The organism is Synechococcus sp. CS-1326 (genome assembly GCF_025128115.1).
In the GTDB taxonomy this organism is placed as follows: Bacteria; Cyanobacteriota; Cyanobacteriia; order PCC-6307; family Cyanobiaceae; genus Regnicoccus.
The window spans coordinates 69283-88815 of record NZ_JAHLYV010000015.1 but is presented as its reverse complement, the minus strand read 5'-3'; the positions used below and the strand labels follow the sequence as shown (position 1 = coordinate 88815).

The 19533-nt window shown below is 68.4% G+C and carries 18 protein-coding genes, 1 tRNA gene, 1 other RNA gene and 1 pseudogene; 7 read left to right on the top strand and 14 right to left on the bottom strand.

All coding sequences use genetic code 11. The features are described 5' to 3' along the window. Positions 1-15 precede the first annotated feature (15 nt). From KQ307_RS05420 to KQ307_RS05400, 5 genes are all read right to left on the bottom strand, one after another. A complete protein-coding gene (locus tag KQ307_RS05420; RefSeq protein WP_259727225.1) occupies positions 16-1128 on the bottom strand; it encodes a hypothetical protein in 1113 nt (370 codons plus the stop codon). Positions 1129-1144: 16 nt separating this feature from the next. Further along, on the bottom strand, positions 1145-2140 hold the full coding sequence (gene ilvC, locus KQ307_RS05415) for a ketol-acid reductoisomerase (RefSeq protein WP_259702977.1): 996 nt from the start codon (positions 2138-2140) through the stop codon (positions 1145-1147). Positions 2141-2231: 91 nt separating this feature from the next. After that, on the bottom strand, positions 2232-2840 hold the full coding sequence (locus KQ307_RS05410) for an ATP-dependent Clp protease proteolytic subunit (RefSeq protein ID WP_259702976.1): 609 nt from the start codon (positions 2838-2840) through the stop codon (positions 2232-2234). Positions 2841-2887: 47 nt separating this feature from the next. Continuing rightward, positions 2888-3562 carry an ATP-dependent Clp protease proteolytic subunit gene (locus tag KQ307_RS05405; protein ID WP_259702975.1) on the bottom strand — a complete coding sequence of 225 codons (675 nt, stop codon included), beginning with the start codon at positions 3560-3562 and terminating at the stop codon, positions 2888-2890. Positions 3563-3593: 31 nt separating this feature from the next. Next, positions 3594-4706 (bottom strand): PIN/TRAM domain-containing protein, encoded by a 1113-nt coding sequence (locus KQ307_RS05400; RefSeq protein ID WP_259702974.1) that lies wholly within the window; start codon positions 4704-4706, stop codon positions 3594-3596. A gap of 126 nt (positions 4707-4832) precedes the next feature. Here KQ307_RS05400 and hemW point away from each other — a divergent pair, with 126 nt between their 5' ends. Further along, positions 4833-6089 carry a radical SAM family heme chaperone HemW gene (hemW, locus tag KQ307_RS05395; RefSeq protein WP_259727224.1) on the top strand — a complete coding sequence of 419 codons (1257 nt, stop codon included), beginning with the start codon at positions 4833-4835 and terminating at the stop codon, positions 6087-6089. Here the strand turns inward: hemW and panB are convergent. Continuing rightward, positions 5974-6783, bottom strand: coding sequence for a 3-methyl-2-oxobutanoate hydroxymethyltransferase (panB, locus tag KQ307_RS05390; protein ID WP_259727244.1), 810 nt, complete (start codon positions 6781-6783; stop codon positions 5974-5976). The genes hemW and panB overlap by 116 nt on opposite strands. 44 nt (positions 6784-6827) lie before the next feature. On the opposite strand from panB, the gene ffs reads away from it, so the two are divergent. Next, positions 6828-6924, top strand: an RNA gene (ffs, locus tag KQ307_RS05385) — signal recognition particle sRNA small type. Between the two features lie 90 nt (positions 6925-7014). On the opposite strand, the gene ftsZ is transcribed toward ffs, so the two are convergent. The 5 genes from ftsZ to miaB form a co-directional block, all read right to left on the bottom strand. Next, positions 7015-8223, bottom strand: a complete 1209-nt coding sequence (ftsZ, locus tag KQ307_RS05380) for a cell division protein FtsZ (RefSeq protein ID WP_259727223.1) — start codon at positions 8221-8223, stop codon at positions 7015-7017. Between the two features lie 156 nt (positions 8224-8379). Further along, on the bottom strand, positions 8380-9231 hold the full coding sequence (locus tag KQ307_RS05375) for a cell division protein FtsQ/DivIB (protein WP_259727222.1): 852 nt from the start codon (positions 9229-9231) through the stop codon (positions 8380-8382). Continuing rightward, positions 9228-9638, bottom strand: a complete 411-nt coding sequence (locus tag KQ307_RS05370; protein ID WP_259702949.1) for a hypothetical protein — start codon at positions 9636-9638, stop codon at positions 9228-9230. Before KQ307_RS05370 ends, KQ307_RS05375 begins: the two co-directional genes overlap by 4 nt. Further along, positions 9635-10741 (bottom strand): D-alanine--D-alanine ligase family protein, encoded by a 1107-nt coding sequence (locus KQ307_RS05365; protein WP_259727221.1) that lies wholly within the window; start codon positions 10739-10741, stop codon positions 9635-9637. Before KQ307_RS05365 ends, KQ307_RS05370 begins: the two co-directional genes overlap by 4 nt. 70 nt (positions 10742-10811) lie before the next feature. Next, complete coding sequence (miaB, locus tag KQ307_RS05360) at positions 10812-12176, bottom strand: tRNA (N6-isopentenyl adenosine(37)-C2)-methylthiotransferase MiaB (protein WP_259727220.1); 1365 nt, start codon at positions 12174-12176, stop codon at positions 10812-10814. A 34-nt stretch (positions 12177-12210) separates the two neighbouring features. Here miaB and KQ307_RS05355 point away from each other — a divergent pair, with 34 nt between their 5' ends. Further along, positions 12211-13317, top strand: coding sequence for a dipeptide epimerase (locus tag KQ307_RS05355; RefSeq protein ID WP_259702970.1), 1107 nt, complete (start codon positions 12211-12213; stop codon positions 13315-13317). Then, a pseudogene (locus KQ307_RS05350) lies at positions 13311-14276 on the top strand (DUF1611 domain-containing protein); the annotation flags it as partial. The gene KQ307_RS05355 and the pseudogene KQ307_RS05350, both read left to right, overlap by 7 nt. An 89-nt stretch (positions 14277-14365) precedes the next feature. On the opposite strand, the gene KQ307_RS05345 reads toward KQ307_RS05350, so the two are convergent. After that, positions 14366-14438: transfer RNA gene (locus KQ307_RS05345), tRNA-His, on the bottom strand. A gap of 42 nt (positions 14439-14480) precedes the next feature. On the opposite strand from KQ307_RS05345, the gene KQ307_RS05340 reads away from it, so the two are divergent. Genes KQ307_RS05340 through KQ307_RS05330 form a run of 3 tightly spaced genes read left to right on the top strand, consistent with a single transcriptional unit; the run spans position 14481 to position 17706 of the window. Continuing rightward, positions 14481-14933: a DUF4359 domain-containing protein gene (locus KQ307_RS05340; protein ID WP_259702946.1), complete on the top strand. Its 453-nt coding sequence runs from the start codon at positions 14481-14483 to the stop codon at positions 14931-14933. Between the two features lie 2 nt (positions 14934-14935). Continuing rightward, a complete protein-coding gene (locus tag KQ307_RS05335; RefSeq protein WP_259727219.1) occupies positions 14936-16225 on the top strand; it encodes an amidohydrolase family protein in 1290 nt (429 codons plus the stop codon). Then, entirely contained in the window at positions 16222-17706 is a 1485-nt protein-coding gene (locus tag KQ307_RS05330) for an FAD-binding oxidoreductase (protein ID WP_259727218.1), read from the top strand. Before KQ307_RS05335 ends, KQ307_RS05330 begins: the two co-directional genes overlap by 4 nt. On the opposite strand, the gene KQ307_RS05325 is transcribed toward KQ307_RS05330, so the two are convergent. Both KQ307_RS05325 and KQ307_RS05320 read right to left on the bottom strand, forming a co-directional pair. Beyond that, positions 17687-18244 carry a pentapeptide repeat-containing protein gene (locus KQ307_RS05325; protein WP_259727217.1) on the bottom strand — a complete coding sequence of 186 codons (558 nt, stop codon included), beginning with the start codon at positions 18242-18244 and terminating at the stop codon, positions 17687-17689. The two genes, KQ307_RS05330 and KQ307_RS05325, sit on opposite strands and share 20 nt — an antisense overlap. A 24-nt stretch (positions 18245-18268) precedes the next feature. Next, complete coding sequence (locus KQ307_RS05320; RefSeq protein WP_259727216.1) at positions 18269-19531, bottom strand: folylpolyglutamate synthase/dihydrofolate synthase family protein; 1263 nt, start codon at positions 19529-19531, stop codon at positions 18269-18271. Positions 19532-19533: the final 2 nt, after the last annotated feature.

Genomic DNA, 19533 nt, shown 5'->3' with positions numbered 1-19533 from the left:
ACCCGCTCAGATTGATCAAGAAGCTGGACGGGCAGCCCCCCGGATCGCCAGGGGCAGCGCGGCGGCCAGAAAGGCCACCACCTGAAGCGGCAGCGCCAGGGGCAGTCCGAGCCACTGGGCCAGGCTGCCCATCACCAGACTGCCGACCAGGGCACCCACGACGCTGGAGCGCTCCAGGGTCTGCCAGCGCAGCGGCTCGTCAGCCAGATGGGCCAGGGAGGCCGCCAGCCGGGCATCACTGGAGCCGGCCAGGGCCCCCATCGGCAGGAACAGGGCCAGCGAGCTCCAGCCGGGCAGCCACTGGGTGGCCGCCAGCAGGCCGGAGAGCAACAGGTAGCGCCCTACCCCGGCACCGGGGAAAGGCAGGGACAGAACTGGCCAGGAGGCCGACAGCAGCCTGCCCAGCCCATAGGCGGTGAGCAGCATGCCGAAATCGAAGCAGTTGCCGGCCCCCTGCTGGCGCACCCAGAGCGGCAGCAGGCTGAACAGGCTGCCGAACAGAACGCCCTGCAGACAGCAGCGCCAGTTCAACCCCTGCTCAGGGGAGGCCAGGGCCAGATCAGGCGCCGAGGGCTCCGCTCTGGCTGGCCTGGCCTGGCCGGATTGCAGCGCCGCGGGCAGCAGCGGCAGCAGCAGCACAAGGGCCTGGGAGAACTGCAGAACCGCCTTGCCGATCGGGAACAGCAGGCCGGTTAGCAGATGACCCAACAGGGCTCCCAGATCGGAGCCGGAGCGAAGCCGCCGCATCGAAACCCCCTGGTGGCCCACCAGATAGCGCTGCAGAGGAAACTGGGCGATCTGCAGCCCCAGGCCGAACAGCAGCACGGCCAGCAGGGCCAGGATCAGCAGCCAGAGGTTGGCGCTGCCGCCCCCATCCAGCCCGGCAGGGACAGGGGCCGCCAGCCCGACTCCCACCAGCACAAGGGTGGCCGCCATCTGCACCAGGCTGCCGAGCAGGGGGTGCTGGGGCAGGGGCAGCAGGCTGGCCGCCGTGCCGAAGACGGGAAGCAGGCTGTTGACCAGGGGTGACGGACTGAGGCCGCTGACCAGCCAGGCGCTGGAGGCCAGGGTGAGGCTGGCGCCAGCCTGGGCGCTGCCCCAGGCCAGAGAAAGCAGGCCCCTGCGCACCGCTACCGCCTCGCGATCAGGAGGTCTTCAGCCAACTGAACATGGAGCGCAGGCCCTTGCCGACCTGCTCGATCGGATGCTGGGAATCCCGCTGACGGGCCTCGGCCATCGCCGGCTTGCCGGCCTCGCACTCCGCAACGAAGTTACGGGCGAAGGTGCCGTCCTGAATGTCGGCGAGGATGCGCTTCATCTCCGCCTTGGTGTCGGCGGTGATCAGGCGCGGGCCGCTCACATAGTCGCCGTATTCGGCGGTGTTGGAGATAGAATCGCGCATGGCGGTGAGGCCACCCTTCACCATCAGATCCACGATCAGCTTCACCTCGTGCAGGCACTCGAAGTAGGCCAGCTCGGGTTGATAACCCGCCTCCACGAGGGTTTCGAAGCCCGCTTTCACCAGCTCGCTCAGGCCACCGCAGAGCACGGCCTGTTCACCGAACAGGTCGGTTTCGGCCTCTTCCTTGAAGTTGGTTTCAAGAATGCCGGCCCGGGTGCCGCCGATCGCCTTGGCGTAGGCCATCGCCAGGCCGCGGGCGTTGCCGCTGGCATCCTGCTCGATCGCGAACAGGGCGGGCACTCCCTGGCCGTTCTGGTACTCCCAGCGCACCGTGTGTCCTGGGCCCTTCGGCGCGATCATCACCACGTCCACATCGGCCGGGGGCACGATCAGGCCGAAACGGATGTTGAAGCCATGGGCAAAACTCAGCACCTTGCCGGCGCTCAGATGGGGCGCGATCTCAGCTTCGTAGACCGACTTCTGGGTTTCATCGGGAAGCAGCACCATGATCCAGTCGGCCTTGGCACAGGCCTCGGCCACGCTCAGCACCTCCACGCCATCCACCCTGGCCTTCTCGGCGGATCGGCTGCCTTCGTAGAGGCCCACCACCACGTTGACGCCGCTGTCCTTGAGGTTGAGGGCGTGGGCATGGCCCTGGCTGCCGTAGCCGATGATGGCCACCGTCTTGCCGTTCAGAAGGCTGAGGTCGGCGTCGGAGTCGTAGAAGAGCTGGGCCATCCGGGCTGGGGCTGGGGCAAGGAGCAGGGCCCGAGCTTACGCAAGCGGCAGCCGATACCCGGCGGAAGCGGAGCGCCGGGCCGGGAGCCTCTCAGGCCGTGGCTTCACTGGGATGGGCGATGACCCGGTCGATCAGGCCGTACTCCTTGGCCTCGGCAGCACTGAGGAAATAATCACGATCCGTGTCCTTGGTCACCTTCTCCAGGCTTTGCCCGCACATGTCGGCCAGGGACTGATTGAGCATGTCCTTCATGCGCAGGATCTCCCGCGCTTCGATCTCGATATCGCTGGCCTGGCGCTGGCTGGTTCCCCCCAGGGGTTGGTGGATCATGATCCGACTGTGGGGCAGGGCCACGCGCTTGCCTTTGGTGCCGGCCGCCAGCAGAAAAGCGCCCATGCTGGCCGCCAGGCCCACACAGATCGTCACCACCTCCGACTTGACGTACTGGATCGTGTCGAAGATCGCCAGGCCCGCCGTGACCGAGCCGCCCGGGGAGTTGATGTACAGGTAGATCGGCTTGCTGCTGTCGTCAGAGTCGAGGTAGAGCATCTGGGCCACCAGACTGTTGGCGATCCCATCGTTGACCTCCTGGCCAAGGAAGAGAATCCGCTCCACGCCCAGCCGGGTGTAGATGTCCACCCAGCGCTCGTACTGGCTGCCAGGCAAGCGGTAGGGAACGCTGGGGGTGCCGATGGGCATGGTGCGGAAGTGGTGGTTTGGGAAGAGTGGAAGGCTGAGTCAGGCGGTCAGGCCGCCCCGGCCAGGGCCAGGGGGGGCACCTTCTGGCTGGTGAGGATTCTGTCGATCAATCCGTATTCAAGGGCTTCCGGTGGGGTGAGATAGGTCATCCGATCGGAGTCTTTGCTGAGCTGGGCAACACTGCGACCGGTGTTCTCAGACAGCATCTCCAGCATGGTGCGCTTGTTCTGAAGCACCTCCTGGGCCCGGATCTGGATGTCGCTGGCCTGGCCGCGGGCACCGGAGCGGGGCTGGTGCAGCACGATCGAGGCGTGGGGCAGGGCGGCCCGATGGCCCTTGGCACCGGCCGAGAGAATCATCGCGGCGGTGCCCATCGCCTGGCCGATGCAGATCGTGTGCACCGGTGGCTTCACATAACGGATCGTGTCGCAGATGGCGAAGGCTTCAGTTTCGAAGCCGATCGCATCGCCGGTGTACCAGCTGGTGCCGGTGGAATTGATATAAAAAAAGATTGGCTTCTCCGGATTGTCGAACTCCAGGTAGAGCATCTGGGCGACGATCAGCTCGGTCACGTCAACGCCCATCTGGCGCTTGGCGTCGTCGTCGGAGAAGAGAGGCAGGCCGAGGTAGACGATCCGCTCCTTCAACAGCAGCGACGGCAGATCCGGCGGCGGGGTACGCATCACGGCGGAATCGCCGTAGTAAGGGGCCGACACCGACATCCGTTCACCTGCTCCACTGCCAGGGATCAGCCTAGCGGGGGTCTGGAGTGGGCTGGATGGCGGCTTCCCGCTTCGGGCCGTCGTGGTCGCAACGGGCGAAGACCATGCGGCCGGTCGGGGTCTGCAGGGCACCGGTCACGGTGACCGGCAGCCGCTGACCGATCCGCCGGCGGGCCGCCTCCACCACCACCATCGTGCCGTCCTCCAGATAGCCGACTCCCTGATCGGCCTCCTTCCCCTCGCGCACGATCTTGAGTTGCAGAGCATCGCCCGGCTGCACCTCCGGCCGCAGGGCGACCACCAGGGCACTCAGGTTCATCACCTTGAGGTCCTGGACCTCCGCCACCTTGGCCAGGTTGTAGTCGGCGGTCAGCAGGGTGCCACCGGTATCCGCAGTGAGCTTGAGCAGCTTGTCGTCAGCCCCGTTGCCCTCGTAGCGGGTGCTGTTGACCACAAGACGACGGCCGTAGCGCTCCCGCAGCGCCGCCAGGAGATTGAGGCCACGGCGCCCCTTGCCCCGCTTCTCGTTGTTGCCCGAATCGGCCAGCTGCTGGAGTTCATCGATCACCGCCTGGGCCACGATCACCTGCCCCTCCAGCAGCCCTGATTCCAGCAGGCCGCGGATGCGGCCATCGATGATCACGCTGGTGTCGAGGATCTTGGCGGTGGCGGGCTGAAGCACCCCTTCCGCCACCAGCAGGGCATCGGTGCTGGATGGGTTGAACAGCCGCAGCAGGGTGCGTCCATGCACCTCAGCCAGGTTGTAGCCCAATACCCCGAAGAACACATTGCTGAGCACCGCGGCCAGTGGTTTGACGAAGACCACCTCCAGGGGCAGGGAGAGCAGCAGGATCGGCGCCAGCAGCAGGTTCGCCACCAGCAGGCCGAGAATCAGGCCCACCGCCCTCGAGAGCAGCAGGTCGGTGGGCATCGAGCGCACCTGCCGCATCAGCCGACGGCGCAGCAGCTGAAAGAAGAAGCCGGCCAGCAGCCCGAAAAACGCCCCGAAGCCAGCCAGAACCCAGCGCAGTCCCTCCAGATTGGTGACCTCGGCGAGCACCCGCGCCGGAAGCAGGTCCACCCCCAGCCAGCCGGTGGCGGCACCGGAGATCAGGAACAGCAGCAGGATCAGCGGGTCCACCATCGGTTGGTCGGGGGCTGACCATGGCTCGAACCATGCAGCATGGTCGATTCCAGCCGATTTGCCTGGATCTGGTATCCACACCTCTGAGCCCCACATCTGGCCACCCCCCTGAGCCAGCCACCAGGAATGCCCCTGCCCCCTCCGCGCAGCGCCTATCTCCACATCCCCTTCTGCCAGCGGCGCTGCTTCTACTGCGACTTCGCGGTGGTGCCGCTCGGCGACAGGGCCGATGGCGCCCACTCCGGCTCGATCCAGGCCTACCTGAAGCTGCTGCAGAGGGAAATCACCTCCGCCCCGGCCGGTCCGCCCCTCTCCACGGTGTATCTCGGCGGCGGTACACCCTCCCTGCTCACACCTGACCAGATCGGCGGCCTGCTGGAGGCGCTCGCCGTGCGATTCGGCCTGGCGGCAGGGGCGGAGATCAGCCTGGAGATGGATCCGGCCAGCTTCGACCAGGCGCGCCTGGAGCAGGTGCTCGCCACCGGTGTGAACCGGGTGAGCCTGGGTGGCCAGAGTTTCGATGACCCGGTGCTCGAGCGGCTTGGGCGGCGCCACCGGCTGGAGGATCTGCTGGAGGCGGCCGCCTGGCTGGCCGAAGCGCGGCGCGGGGGCAGGCTGCGCAGCTGGAGCCTCGACCTGCTGCAGGGCCTGCCTGGGCAAACCCTGGAGCACTGGAGCGACCAGCTCGGCCAGGCCCTGGCCCTCGATGCCCCCCACCTGTCGATCTATGACCTGATCGTGGAGCCCGGCACCGTGTTCGCCTGGCGCCAGCGACGGGGCGAACTTCCCCTGCCAGACCCCGACCTGGGAGCCGACCTGATGGCACACACCTCAGAACGCCTGCGGGAGGCGGGGTACGGCCACTATGAGATCTCCAACTACGCCTGGCCGGGCCACGTGTCGCGCCACAACCGCGTCTACTGGAGCGGCGCCGGTTGGTGGGGATTCGGAATGGGGGCCACCGCAGCGCCCTACGGAAGCCGGCAGGCCCGCCCCCGCACCCGGGCCGCCTATGCGGAATGGCTGACAACCGCAGGGGAGGCCGGGGACCTGGGCGGCCCCAGGTCGGCCATGCCCTTCGACGAACGCGTGATGGTGGGGCTGCGCCGCCGCGAAGGGGTGGCCATGGGCCAGCTAGCGGGCGAGCACGGCATCCGGCCGGCCGAGCTCGAACAGCTCAGGCAACGGCTGGATTCCTTTCTGGATCGCCGGCTGCTGTTGATCGAAGGCTCCCGTTGGCGCCTGAGCGACCCGGCCGGCCTCGCCCTCAGCAATGCGGTGCTGCGGGAGCTGCTGGCCTGGTGGGATGGGCGGCCTGGTCCTGCAGCCAGCCCCGCAGGGCCTCGACGGCAAGACCACGGCCCTGCAGCAGCGGCGGACTGAACGGGGGTTGGCGCGGGCTGAACCCGAGCAGGTCGGCGGTGACCCGCACCTGGCCGTCACAATCGTCGCCGGCACCGATGCCGATGACGGGGATCGCCAGCTGTTGGCGCAGACTGCCTGCCACGCCATTGGGCACGTGCTCCAGCACCAGGGCGAAGCAGCCGGCCGCTTCCAGATCGAGGGCCTGGCGCCGCAGCCGTTCCTGACTGATCGGATCCTTGGCCTGGCGGCGCAGGCCGAGCCGATGCACCGACTGGGGGGTCAGGCCCAGGTGACCCATCACGGGGATACCACTGCGAACCAGCCGATCGACCACCAGGAGTGTTTCCGGCTCACCACCTTCGAGCTTCACGGCGGCGGCGGCCGTTTCCTTCAGCACCCGGCCGGCCGCGGCCACGGCCGCCTCGGCGCCGCATTGATAGCTGAGGAAGGGCAGATCACAGATCAGCAGTGGTTGCTGATCGCGAGGGCGACTCAGACCCCTGGCCACGGCCCGGGTGTGGTGAATCATCTCGTCGAGGCTGACAGGCAGGGTGGTGGGATGGCCCAGGACGACCATGGCCAGGGAGTCACCGACCAGCACCGCCTCGACGCCCGCCTCCTCGACCCAGGCTGCCGAAAGGGCGTCCCAGGCGGTCAGCATCCGGATCGGCAGGCCCGAGCTCTTGCGATCGATGAGATCACCGGGACGCAGGGGCACAGCAGGGAGGAGCGGTGGATGATTGCTACTATCGACCCGACTCGGACCGATGCGGCCGGGACGCCCAAATCTGGTCAGAACCGGAAGGGGGCAGCCACACGGGATGCTCCAGGCAGGCGTCGACTCCGGGTCACCCCCTTGATCGCAACCGCTCCACTCACAGGACACGCTCAGAGTGGAGACTGTGAGTGGAAACCCTGAGTTCCAGTCAACAGGTCAGGTCGTTCAGCTGTCGCTGGCAGGACGATTCTGACGGTTGAGCAGGAACGGTGGAATCTTGGCGCCACGATGGTCGTCGCCAGGCTGGCTTGGCGGGGTCTGGGGACTGGTGAAGCTGGGGACCTGCTGATCGTGGCGGTAAGCGATGCCGCTCTCGAAGCCGGTGGCGATCACGGTGACGTGGATCTCGCCCTCCAGCTTTTCGTCCACCACAGCCCCGACGATGATGTTGGCGTCGGGATCAACCATGTCGTAGATCACGTCGGCGGCGTTGCCCACGTCTTCAAGGGTCATGTCCTTGCCGCCGCAGACGTTGATCACGCAACCCTTGGCGCCGTCGATCCGGCCCGACTCCAGCAACGGGCTGCTCATGGCGGCCTGGGCCGCTTCGGTGGCACGGGAGCGGCCGGAGCCCACGCCGATGCCGAGCAGGGCCGTGCCGGCCATGGTCATCACCGAGCGCACATCGGCGAAGTCGACGTTGACCAGACCAGGCTTGGTGATGATGTCGCTGATGCCCTTCACCCCCTGGCGAAGCACGTCGTCGGCGGCACGGAAGGCCTCCTGCAGGGGAGCACCGGCGATTGCGTCGCGGAGCCGGTCGTTGGGAATCACGATCAAGGTGTCCACGTGCTCGGCCAGGCGGGCGATTCCCTCCTCGGCCTGCTTCTGCCGCTTGCGGCCCTCGAAGCTGAAGGGCTTGGTGACAATTCCTACCGTGAGGGCACCACATTCCTTGGCCACCTCGGCAAGGATCGGAGCCGCTCCGGTGCCGGTGCCGCCCCCCATGCCGGCAGCGATGAAAACGAGGTCGGCGCCCTCAAGGGCAGCGAGCAGCTCAGGGCGGGATTCTTCCGCCGCTTTCTGGCCGATCATCGGATTGCCGCCGGCACCGAGACCCCGGGTGAGCTTCTGACCGAGCTGCACCCGCTTCTGGGACGCCGACTGGAGCAGCGCCTGGGCATCGGTGTTGAGAACCCTGTAGCCCACACCCTCGAGGTCGGAGGCGATCATGCGGTTGACCGCATTGCTGCCTCCCCCGCCGACGCCGATCACCTCGATCCGGGCGGACTGGCTGGGGACGATTCCGTTGCTGCTTGGGGAAGGGAGGGGGGTGGTCACGGAGAGGGGGTTGGAATCAGCGGGGGGAATGGTCGCGGTGGCGTGAGATGCAGTCTCCACGAAGAACCCTCTTCCGTTCACGATGGGCTGCATTATGTCGGTGATTGGCTGGCACCAATCTGTTCAGAGGACACTTTTGTCCAGATGATTGTTTCATGATTACGAGCGTTCGCTGGCCTTGTGTTTCCGCATCAACGCTCCCTGTTGACCAGCAGGAGCCATGAAACCCGGCCATTTTTTCAAATGACTTTAATCCGCACCGTCGCCTGATGCCGAGCTTGTCTGGGCTGTGGCGCCTGGAGCCTGCCCCAGCTCCGGCTGGTCGGGATCGCTCAGATCAACGGACCGGAATGAACGCCCCTTGAGCTGGGCGGGAAGCTGGCTGGAAAGGTGCTGAAGCACATCCAGTCGTCGAGCCAGCAGAGCGTCCGGCGGGCCCAGCCGAACCTGACCCAGGGATTGGGTGATCAGCAGGAGATTGCCGTTCGGCTCGAAGCGAATCTCCCGCAGCGGACTGCCCAGCCGGCCGCGGCGCTCCAGGATCTCCACCAACGTCTGGCGGTGCCGTTCCTGCCAGCCCACCACCCGCACCTCCAGGGCTGGCTTGTCCCGGGGCCTGGCCACCTGCTGCTGCCCCAGGCTCATCCAGTTGCCGAGTCGATCCACGTAGCCCTGTTCAAGACCGGTGGCCGTGCGTCGTTCGGCCCGGGCGACCGCCTGGCGGTCCACCAGGGCGATCCGCAGCCGTGGCGGCAGCATCAGCCGCTCCACCCGGACCTGCTCGACCGGCAAGGTTGCGGACAGTCCGTCCTGCAGTTGCCTGGGCTGGAGGCTGAGCAGCAGCACCGGAAACCGCAGCCCGGCGGCGCGGATCACCTGGTCCCGGCTGACCTGCTGGCTGCCTAGCACCTCCACCTGGGCCGGGCTGCGCAGGCTCCAGCCCTGACGCAGCAGGCCATAGCCAAGCGCGGCGGCACAGGCCGAAAACACCAGCAGCCGCCAGGCATTGCGCAGGCGTTCCTTGCGTCGCTGATCCCGCAGCTGACGCCGCCGCTCAACGCCGGGAGGTTGAAGATTGGGTGCCCTGGAGCGCGAACTCACAGCTCACAGCGAGATCGTGCCATCAGATCGTGCATCCAGCGGCGGGCCCGTTCGGCATCGGAGAAGGCCAGATCCACCTGTTCGCCCTTGCCGACCAACCTGATGCGGCAATGGCCCTGACTTTCCTCGGTGAGGGGGGCATCGCCGGAGCCTAGAGCCATCAGCTCGAGCAACTCGAGCTTGCTGATCACGAAGCTCCCCTGGGGCTTGAGCTGGCCCGCCTCGAAGCTGCTCCAGGTCAGCACCCCGTCCTGCAGGCGCGCCGCGCCGCAGCCATCCAGCTTGGCCAGTTCGGAACCCTCCGCCCAGCTCCGGAACAAGCGCTGTCGCCGGCGCTCCAGCCAGCCGAGGGCCGTGAGCAGCACGAACACCACGAGCAGCGGCAACCAGAGCAGACCGTGACTCATGGCACCAGCCTCAGCCCGTGCCTCTGCTCGGGAGCCTCTCCCGCCGCCACGATCAGTTGATGCACCAGATCCTCAAGCGATACACCACTGGCCTGCCAGAGCATGGGAAACATGCTCTGACGGGTGAAACCCGGCAGGGTGTTGATTTCGTTCAACCAGATTGTCCCATTGGTTTCATCGTAAAAAAAGTCCACCCGCGCCAGGCCGGAAGCGGCCACGGCCTGGCAGGCCAGGATCGCCAGTCGCCGCAGCTCCGCGCTGACAGGCTCCGGAAGGCGGGCCGGGATTTCGGTGCTGCTGAGCCCCTCGGTGTACTTCGTTTCGTAGTCGTACCAATCCGCCTCAAATCGGATCTCACCCACCACCGACGCCTGCAACGGGCCTGAGGGCACCGAACCCAGCGTTCGCACGGCGCATTCCAGCTCCCGTGCCTTCACCCCCTGTTCGACAACCAGGCGGGGATCAAAGGCGGCAGCCTGGCCCAACCCGGCCAACAGCGTGGCTCGGTCAGTGGCCTTGCTGATCCCCACCGAGGAGCCCAGGTTGGCGGGCTTCACGAAGCAGGGGTAACCGAGCTGCTGCTCAAGCCGATCCAACAGGGATTCCGGATCGGCGTCCAGTTCGGCGGACTGCACGGCGGCGTAGGGCACCTGGGGCAGACCGGCGGCGGCAAAGGCCGCCTTCATCGCCTGCTTGTCCATGCCCACCGCAGAGCCCAGCACACCCGACCCGACGAACGGCACCTGCATCAGCGAGAACAGGCCCTGGATGGTGCCGTCCTCCCCGTTCGGGCCGTGCAGCACTGGAAACCAGACCTCCACCTCGCTGGCCCCCTCCGGCAGGGCCTGGAATCCCGCCCGCCCCGGCAGGCCGGGCAGCTCAGCCGCCGTGGCGGGCAGCCCCTTGAGCAGCACCGCCTCAGCCACGGCGGGGGGCCACCAGTGCCCCTGTTCGTCGATGTAGAAGCAGCGAAGCCGATACCGCTCAAGATTCGCCCCACGGCGCAAGGCGCCCGCCACAGTCATCGCCGAGCGGATCGAAACCGCATGCTCCCCTGAGGCCCCCCCGAACACGAGGCCAAGACAGCGGGGAGCGATGGGCATGGAACGGATGCTGGGCCGGATCGGGCCCAAACGTATCAGCGATCGGTTCTTCGACCAGGGGGCGCAGGGATCAGCCGGACACTCGACCGCTCAGGGAGAAAGGCCGCACCTGCTCGATCGTCACGGTCACCAGGTCCCCTGGCCGATGGACCACACCATCGGAGCCGGCGGCGGCGAAGAAGGTGAGCCGGTTGGTGCGGGTGCGCCCCATCAGCTGGGCAGGATCCCTGGAGTTGACGCCCTCTGCCAGCACCTCCTCGTGGCGACCGAGATAGCGGGCGCTGCGGCTGTGGGCGATGCGCTCCACCAGGGCGTTGATTTCCTGTAAACGCTCCACCTTCACCGCCTCGCTCAGCTGATCGCCCCAGGTGGCGGCAGGCGTGTTCGGACGGGGCGAGTAGGCAGCGGTGTTGACCAGATCGAAGCCGATCTCCTCGATCAGATCGCAGGTGGCCCGGAACTGGGCGTCGGTTTCGCCGGGGAACCCCACGATCACATCGGCGCTGATCGAGGCATCCGGCATGCGCTCACGGATGCGGGAGAGAATCCGCCGATAACGCTCCACCGTGTAGCCCCGCGCCATCGCCTTGAGCACGGCGTCGTCGCCGCTCTGAAACGGAATGTGAAAGTGCTCGCACACCTTCGGAAGCGCGGCGCAGGCGTCGATCAGGCGCTCGGTGAAGTAGCGGGGATGGCTGGTGGCGAAACGGATCCGCTCGATCCCCTCCACATCGTGAACATGGTGGAGAAGGTCGGTGAGGGTGTGCTCACGGCGGCCCGCCGGGGTGATGCCGGGCAGATCGCGGCCATAGGCGTCGATGTTCTGGCCCAGCAGAGTGATCTCCTTGAAGCCCCGTGCCGCCAGCCCTTCGATCTCCAGCCGGATCGCCTGCGGGGTGCGGCTCTGCTCGGCGCCCCGCACCGCCGGCACCACGCAGTAGGTGCAGCGCTCGTTGCAGCCGTAGATCACGTTGACCCAGCCACACACGGCACTGTCGCGGCGGGCGGTGGTGATGTCTTCGAGGATGTGGTGGTCGTCGGTGGCCACCACCTGCTGGCCGCTCTCCACCTGCTCCAGCAGGGTGCCCAGCCGGTTGGCGTGCTGGGGACCCATCACCAGATCCAGCTCGGGCACCCGGCGAAGCAGGCTCGCCCCTTCCTGCTGAGCCACGCACCCCGCCACCACCAGGGTGAGCTGGGGATTGAGCCGCTTGCGCTGGGCCTGACGGCCCAGGTAGCTGTACACCTTCTGCTCGGCGTTGTCGCGGATCGTGCAGGTGTTGTAGAGCACCAGATCGGCCGTGTGCTCATCGCTGCCCTGGGCGTAGCCCATGCCTTCGAGGATTCCGGCCATGCGCTCGGAATCGGCCTTGTTCATCTGGCAGCCGAAGGTGGTGATCCAGTAGCTGCCCCGGCTTGCCAGGGTGGATGTCATCCCTCCAGTGTCATTCATGGCTGAAACTGGGGGAATGCAAGGGCGCCTGCGTCGATTTTCGCTCACCAAGCTGGTGCCCCTGGCAATCAGCCGTGGCACCACCACGAGCGTGGAGCGACTGCTGGTGGAGGTGGAACATGAAGGTGTGGTGGGCCAGGGCGAAACCGGCGGCTTCGATACCGGCCACCGCCGCTTCAGCACCGACAGGCTGGAGCGAGAACTGGAAGCCGTGTTCCCCCTGCTTGATCAGGGCACCGATTCCGATCCAACCACCTGGAACCCTTCCAATCTCCAGGCCCTTGAACCTGTGCTGGCCTTGCTTTCACCGCCGGCCCGCTGCGGCCTTGATCTGGCGCTCAGCGATTGGTGGGGCAAGCGGCTCGGCCTGCCGCTCTGGCAGCTCTGGGGGCTTGATCCCCAGGCCTGCAGCGCCACCAGTGTCACCCTCGGGCTGGGTTCGGCGGAGCAGGTGCTGGCCAGGCTGGAGCGGTGGAGCCAGCAGCTGGGCCTGCGCCCCAGCCGGGTGAAGCTCAAGCTGGGCAGTCCCGACGGCCCCGACCATGACCGGGCACTCGTGCGGGCCGTGGCGACGGCCCTGGCGGCTGAACCCGCGGCGGGGCAGGCGGAACTCCAGGTGGATGCCAACGGGGGCTGGGATCTGGCCACCGCCCAGGGGCTGATTCCCTGGCTGGCCGATCAGGGGGTGGTGCTGGTGGAGCAGCCCCTGCCGGCCCTGGCCGATGCCGAGGCCGACACCGCCGGGTTCGCCGCCCTCGATCTGCACTGCCCGATCGCCCTGGTGGCCGACGAGAGCTGCTGGGACCTGGCCGACCTGCTGCGGCTGGCGCCGCATGTCGATGGTGTGAACCTCAAGTTGCTCAAGAGTGGCGGGCTCAGCGAAGCCCTGGTGATGGCCCGTACGGCCCGTCGGCTGGGACTGGATCTGATGCTGGGCTGCTACTCCGACAGCGCGCTGCTCAACGGTGCCGCGGCCCAGTTGCTGCCGCTGGTGCGCTGGCCGGATCTCGACAGCCACCTCAATCTGCGCGACGACCCGTTCGAGGGTCCGGTTCGCTCCGGGGACCTGTTGCACCCCTCGCCTCGCCCCGGTCTGGGGGTGGTGGCGGCGAAACCATGCTGAGCGCCAGCGCCCCGGTGGTGCTGCTGCTGCACGGCGGACTCGACAGCCTCTCCGGCAAGACCGGTCTGGCGATGCTGCGCTACCGGTCCGGTCCGATCGTGGCGGTGGTGGATCCGGCCTGGGCCGGCTCCGACCTGGAGGCGGTCACCGGGATCAGACGTGCGGTCCCCGTCGTGGCTGATCTGCAGGCAGCCCTGCCCTATGCACCACAGGTGGCCGTGGTTGGACTGGCTCCATCCGGCGGGCGCCTGCCGGCGGGGTTGCGCGCCGATCTCGTGGCCGCCCTGGCAGCGGGGCTTGATCTGGCCAGTGGCCTGCACACCCGGCTGGGCCACGACCCGGAGCTGGCAGCGCTGCTCAGGCCTGGCCAGTGGATCTGGGATCTGCGTCAGGAGCCCGCCGGCCTGGTGGTCGCAGCCGCCCGGGCGGCGACCCTGCCAGGCGAACGGTTCCTGGCGGTGGGCACCGACATGGCGGTGGGCAAGATGAGCGCCTGCCTGGAGTTGACCGCGGCGGCGCAGCGACAGGGCCTCGATGCCCGCTTTGTCGGCACCGGACAGGCGGGCATCCTGATCAGCGGCGGCGGTGTGCCCCTCGATGCGGTGCGGCTCGACTTCGCCGCCGGCGCCGTAGAAGCCGCGGTGCTGGCTGCCTCCAGAAGTGCTGGGGCTGGCACCCTGCTGTTCGTGGAGGGCCAGGGTTCCCTCTGCCACCCGGGCTCCAGCGCGACCCTTCCGCTGATCCGGGGAAGCCAGCCCACCGGCCTCCTGCTGGTCCACCGGGCGGGACAGACCGCCCTCACCAATCAGCCGGCGATTCCGTTGCCGCCCCTGGTCCAGTTGATCAGCGCGATCGAGCAGCTCGCAGCCCTCGGCCGGGCCGTCAACGCGCCTCTGCCCCGGATCCGCGCCGTGGCCCTGAACACGGCAAAGCTGGGCGCGACGGAAGCCGAATCAGCCTGCGAGGCGATCAACAGAGAAACCGGACTGGCCTGCGCCGATCCGGTCAGGAGCCCTGCCGCCGCCGATTGGCTGCTGGATGAATTGAGGGCGAGCGAGGGGATTCGAACCCCCGGATGGCGGCACCACAAGCCGCTGCCTTAACCACTTGGCGACGCCCGCCGTGATCTTTGCCAATGTATCAAGCAGACCAACCCTCCTGTCTTGCCGACCGTCCCGCCCACCCCCCGTCGTCGCTGGAGGACATTGCTCCTGGCCGCTGCCGGGCTGGGCGGAGCCAGCCTGGCCCTGGCGGCGAACAACCCCGGCCCGGCCGACTTCGAGGCATTCGCGGCCGGGCAACTGGTGGAGCGGGCAACCGCGGAGCTCTGCGGGCCTGACGGACTGCCGATGGCCCTGCGGCTGGTGATCCAGAACTGCCCGGAGCTGATCCGGAGCCAGCGCGACCTGCTCGGATCCCTGGCGGCGCAAGGCAGTGAACGCCAGAACTTCGTGGTGTTCAGCCTGTACAGAACCGCGATCGGCGGCCGCAAGGTGCTCCCCTTCCTGGGGCTGCCGACCTACCGAGCCCTCACCCTGGCGGGAGCAGGTCAGTTCGTGATCCTCACGACCTCCAGTGATCGCAGCGAGCCCGCCAGCCGCCAGCAGGGCCCCTAGCCGTGGAATCCACCACCCTGCCGCCCCTGCTGCTGCCCCGCAGCCTGATTGACCCCCTGCGAAGCGACCTGCCCGCCCCGAACCCCGATGGCCTGGTGGCCGTGCGCCTGGAGCATCGAGACGGGCTGATCACCGGGATCCGCCCCCATCAGGGCCGGCCCGATCAGCCGCTCCCCCTGGCCCTGACCCCGCTTGTCGAGCCCCATGCGCACCTTGACAAAGCCTTCAGCTGGGAGTCGCACCCGAATCGGGGCGGCAGCATGGCCGGCGCACTCGCCGCCAACCAGCGGGAGCACCTCTCACGCACCCAGGAGGAGGTGAGCCATCGGGGGGAGCGGGCCCTGCAGTGCGCCTGGCGCCAGGGAACAAGAGCGATCCGAAGCCACGTCGACAGCCTTGGCCCCGGCGCCCAGCCGAGCTGGGAGGCTCTGCTGGGAGTGCAAGCCCAGTGGAAGGAACGGCTCAGCCTCCAGCTGGTGGCCCTGGTGCCCGTCGGCCACTGGGCGACGGAGGAGGGAGCCCGACTGGCCAGGCGGTTGAGCAGCCAGTCCGGTTCGGTGCTGCTTGGCGGTGTGCTCGGTGCCCCCTTCCCTCCCGGCGGGGCGGACCGGGAGGGGCTGCTGGCCTTGCTGCGACTTGCCGATGGCCTGGGCTGTGGCGTCGACCTCCATGTGGATGAGAGCGCCGCCGGTGGCGGGGCGGGTGTGGACCTGGTGGCCGAGCTGGTGCGGCATCAGCGGATCGCCATTCCCGTCACCTGCAGCCACAGCTGCAGCATGTCCCTGTTGCCGGCGCGCCGCTGCCAGCAGCTCGCTGAGCGGCTCGCAGTGGCTGGGCTGGCGGTGGTGGCCCTGCCCACCACCAACCTCTGGCTGCTCGGTCATCGGGAGGAGGACACGCCGATGGCCCGGCCGATGGCCCCGATCCGCCAGCTGCAGCGTGCGGGCGTCACAGTGGCGGTCGGCGGGGACAATGTGCAGGATCCCTGGTTCCCCGGTGGCGACTTCGACCCCCTCGAGCTGCTGCGGCTATCGGTGCCGGCGGCCCATCTGGCCCCCTGGCAGCGTCAGGGGCTGATGCCCTTCACCACCGCCGCCGCCAGGTTGATGGGACTCCAATGGGATGGGGTGCTGCGGGAAGGCGCGCCAGCCGATCTCGTGGTGCTGGCAGCCGGCAGCTGGAGCGACCTGCTGGCGCGCAGTCCCCAGCGGCGGATCCTGCGCAGGGGCACCTGGCTGCCGCGCCTCGATCCACCGGTGCTGGCCCCCCTGCTGGAGGCCCTGCCGCTGTGAGCGATCAACCCGGAGCGGATCTCTTGCCGATCAGCCTGCCAACGGGGCTGACGCCCCGGGCCAGTGCCCAGCAGCTGGCGGCGATCACCGCGGAGCTCCGGGATGGCAGCCTAGCCCTGGGATCTCCACTGCGCCTGTTGAGCAGCGGCGCGGAGCTGGAGCGATTCTCCCGTGATCGCTCCGACTTCTCCCCTGTGCTCGCACCGCTGCTGAGTGCACAGAGGGCCCAGCTCGTGGTGCAGGCAGCCACCACAGAGCAGGTGCTCCTGGTGGCGAGGGCCTGCGCCGGGCAGGGTGTCGCCCTCACTGTCCGAGGAGCCGGCACGGGCAATTACGGCCAGTGCGTGCCCCTGGCCGGTGGGGTGGTGCTCGACCTCAGCAGCCTCAATCGGCTGCGCCAGTTCGATGCCGCCAGCGGCATCGTCACGGTGGAAGCAGGCTGCCTGCTGGCGGACCTGGACCGGCAACTGAGTGCTTCAGGCCGGGCGGTTCGTCTGGCACCCAGCACCTGGCGGAGCGCCACCGTGGGCGGCTTCATCGCCGGCGGCTCTGGGGGGATCGGCTCGCTGCGCTGGGGATTTCTGCGGGACCCAGGCAACCTGGTCGGCCTCGAGGTGGTCACGATGGAGAGCGAACCGCGCCTGCTCCAGCTCGACGCCCCCGCCAGTCGCGGCCTCAACCATGCCTACGGCACCAATGGCATCATCACCGCCGTGAGCCTGCCGACAGCGGCCGCGGTGGCCTGGCAGCAGGTGGTGGTGGATTTCGAGAGCTGGGACTCCGCCCTTGAAGCGGCGAGCCAGTTGCCGGCAACGGCCCTGCTGCTGAACAGCCTCTGCCTGCTGGAGGCGGCTGTAGCGCGCCTCCTTCCCGCCCCCGGCGGCAACGGGCCAGGCGGCTGCCCGCCGGCCCGGGGGCATCGGCTGTTGCTGCTGGCCGCAGCCGACGCGCTGAGCACCCTGGAGCCGCTGCTGCGGGAACTGGGCGGTGAGCTGGTCTGGCAGGCGGCGGAGCGGCGGGAGCTGGGCTTGCCCCTGCGGGAACTGGGCCTGCCCCTGCGGGAACTGGGCTGGAACCACACCACGCTGCACCTGCGGGCCCACGACCCCGGCTGGACCTATCTGCAGTTGCTGCTGCCCCAACCCGCCGCCACCGCCCTGACGGCGCTGAAGCGGCGCTGGGGTGATGAGCTGCTCTGGCACCTGGAGGGGGTCCGCCACCAGGGGAGCCAGCGACTGGTGGCTCTGCCGCTGGTGCGCTGGCGGGGGCGGGCCGCCCTGGCCGATCTGATCGGCCAGGCCCAGGCCCTCGGGGCGGTGCTGTTCAATCCCCATTCCCTCACCGTGGAAGAGGGGGGACTCGGTGTGATCGATGCCGATCAGGTGGCGGCCAAGGCCGCCCACGATCCAGCTGGCCTGCTCAACCCCGGCAAGCTGCGCGGCTGGCTCGACCGGTCAACCCTCAGCGGCAGTCAAGGCTGAGCCTGGTGCTGACCCCGGTGATCGGGTGGGTGCCATGGGCCCGCTGACACAGCTGCCGCTGATCGGCGCGATCGAGCAGGGCATCGGTGAAATCAGCGTTTTCGATCAGGCTCTCGCTGAAGCTGCTGCCTGAGGCGATCGCCCCCTGCAGCAGGGCGCCGCGGAGATCGGCCGCCGTCAGGTCGACCCGATCCATCAGGACATCGGAGAGATCGGCGCCGTTGAAACTGGCGCGGGTGAAGGTGGCCTGGGTGAGGATCGCTCCGCGCAGATCAGCACCGGCGAAGTTGGCATCCTGGGCCTTCACCCCAGCGAAGGAGGTGTTGCGAAGCTGCTGGCCGCTGAAATCCTGCCCGCTCTGGTCGGTGAGGGTGTACTCGACGTGATCCTGAAACAGGGCCCGCTCCTGCAGGCCCACGCCGGCCGCGGTGTCGAGGGCGTCAAGGGGCAGAACCGCCGTGCTCAGCAGCAGCAGCAGCAGGGCGGGGATGGGAAGCAGATCACGCAGCGCTCGGCTGAGCTGTCTGGTCAGGCGCATGGCTTGAGCTGGCGAATCCTGCTCTCACTCTCCCTCGGCGATCGACAGGAAACTGCCCAGCAGATACAGGGATCCCGCCACCACCACCGGCTGATCGCCGGGTGAGGCGGCGATCGCGGCCGCCAGGGCGGTGCTGGGATCGCCGGCGGCATCGAGCTGGTCGCCCAGGCTGGGCGAGGCGGCAAGGAGGTCGTCCCGGCTCCAGCAGGCGTGGCCGGGCACCGGCACCAGCCAGGCCCGATCGCCGGGAGCGAGCAGAGCTGCGAGCAGTTCAGGCCCCTGCTTGTTGGCCAGCATCCCCACCACAAAGCACCAGGGCCGCCGATCTGCCTGCTGTCCTGCCGAGCGGTGATCCAGCTCAGAGCGCAGGGCCTTCGCCGCCGGCACGTTGTGGGCCCCATCAAGCAGCAGGGGGTGCCCCCGCCAGCTGGACGGCTGCAGCCGGGCGGGCCACCTGGCGGCGGCGAACCCAGCCGTGATCGCCTGATCGGGAATGGTCCAGCCGCCCTGGCGCAGGAGTCGGAGCATGCCGAGGGCCACGGCACTGTTGCAGCGCTGCACCTGGCCCGGCAGTCCGCTGCGCCAACGCAGCGCACCGGCCACAAACGCCTCGCCGCAGGTTTCGAGCGGGTCAACCCAGTGCAGGCGGCAGCCGAGGGCCACGGCCCGCCGCTCCAGGGCAAGTGCCACCTCCGGATGCTGGGGTCCACTCACGGCGGTGCCGCCCTTGATCAGCACTCCGGCCTTCTCGGCGGCGATCAGCCCCAGGCTGGAGCCGAGATACTCGGCATGGTCCATGCCGATGGGGGTGAAGCCCACCACCTGTCGACCGGGATGAACGGTGGTGGCGTCGAGTCGTCCGCCCAGCCCCACCTCCAGCACGACGATCTCCAGATTGGCCGCCGCGAAGGCCTGAAAAGCGGCCGCAGTGATCAGCTCGAAGGGGGTGAGGTCATGACGGCGAGCCAGTGGCTGAAGCTCGCTCAACAGGGCACGGAGCCGGGCCGGGCTGATCAGGTCAGGGCCCAGTCGGATCCGTTCACACCAGCTGACCAGATGGGGCGAGGTGTAGAGGCCGCAGCGGAGCCCAGCGGCCGAAAGGGCCGCATGCAGCAGGGTACAGACCGATCCCTTGCCATTGGTGCCCGCCACCTGAACAGCGGCGAACCGGCGCTCCGGATGTCCCAGCTCGGCCAGGGCGGCACTGAGCCGCTCCAGGCCCAGGTCGATGCCCCGCCGGCTGAAGGGTTCGATCAGGTCGGCAAACGAATCCGCCGGGGGGGCCACGC

Coding starts and splice junctions, on each gene's coding strand:
- ilvC (WP_259702977.1), bottom strand. CDS start 2,140: ATGGCCCAGCTCTTCTACGACTCCGACGCCGACCTCAGCCTTCTGAAC.
- KQ307_RS05410 (WP_259702976.1), bottom strand. CDS start 2,840: ATGCCCATCGGCACCCCCAGCGTTCCCTACCGCTTGCCTGGCAGCCAG.
- KQ307_RS05405 (WP_259702975.1), bottom strand. CDS start 3,562: ATGTCGGTGTCGGCCCCTTACTACGGCGATTCCGCCGTGATGCGTACC.
- KQ307_RS05400 (WP_259702974.1), bottom strand. CDS start 4,706: ATGGTGGACCCGCTGATCCTGCTGCTGTTCCTGATCTCCGGTGCCGCC.
- hemW (WP_259727224.1), top strand. CDS start 4,833: ATGCCCCTGCCCCCTCCGCGCAGCGCCTATCTCCACATCCCCTTCTGC.
- ftsZ (WP_259727223.1), bottom strand. CDS start 8,223: ATGCAGCCCATCGTGAACGGAAGAGGGTTCTTCGTGGAGACTGCATCT.
- KQ307_RS05370 (WP_259702949.1), bottom strand. CDS start 9,638: ATGAGTCACGGTCTGCTCTGGTTGCCGCTGCTCGTGGTGTTCGTGCTG.
- KQ307_RS05365 (WP_259727221.1), bottom strand. CDS start 10,741: ATGCCCATCGCTCCCCGCTGTCTTGGCCTCGTGTTCGGGGGGGCCTCA.
- miaB (WP_259727220.1), bottom strand. CDS start 12,176: ATGACATCCACCCTGGCAAGCCGGGGCAGCTACTGGATCACCACCTTC.
- KQ307_RS05355 (WP_259702970.1), top strand. CDS start 12,211: ATGCAAGGGCGCCTGCGTCGATTTTCGCTCACCAAGCTGGTGCCCCTG.
- KQ307_RS05325 (WP_259727217.1), bottom strand. CDS start 18,244: ATGCGCCTGACCAGACAGCTCAGCCGAGCGCTGCGTGATCTGCTTCCC.